The organism is Nocardioides sp. CPCC 206348 (assembly GCF_048654705.1).
Lineage (GTDB): Bacteria > Actinomycetota > Actinomycetes > Propionibacteriales > Nocardioidaceae > Nocardioides.
Genome location: NZ_JBMCZA010000186.1, coordinates 7349 through 7772, shown reverse-complemented (window position 1 = coordinate 7772; position 424 = coordinate 7349). Strand labels below are relative to the sequence as shown.

The 424-nt window shown below is 67.5% G+C and carries 1 protein-coding gene; it reads left to right on the top strand.

Going from position 1 to position 424, the window contains the following annotated elements; translation table 11 throughout:
• Positions 1-179: 179 nt before the first annotated feature.
• Positions 180-424 (top strand): hypothetical protein (locus ACOADB_RS15255; RefSeq protein WP_378600225.1); only part of this gene is annotated, 245 nt, incomplete at its 3' end.

Sequence of the window (424 nt, the reverse complement as noted above, 5' to 3'; positions counted from 1 at the left end):
TGGGCAACTCGGTGTTCAACGCCGGCGACTGCTCGACCGCGCGCAGCTACTACTTCAACCAGCACGGCGAGGCCGTGCTGCTGCGCCCCACGTCGACGGTGTCCGCCCACCGCGAAGCGGTCCGGTTCCCGCTGGAGGATTACGCGTACAGCACGGCCTGAAAGCGACAGAGTGTCCGCATGGACGACGTTGATGCCCCACCTCTCCGGGAACGGATCCAGCTTGCTGTCGCGGCGGTGCTCGCCGTCGGGTTTGCTGTCCTCATCATCCTCAGCACCCCGGAGAAGGTGGTGCCGCTCACGCGTGACGGCAGACCCGGTAGCTTCACGTCACCGACGCCGTGGACCACGGAGCCCGTGATCGACGTCAGCCGTTCGCCCGCGAGCACAGGCGAGCAGGCAGTGCGCGTCCGCTTCGTCGTGAC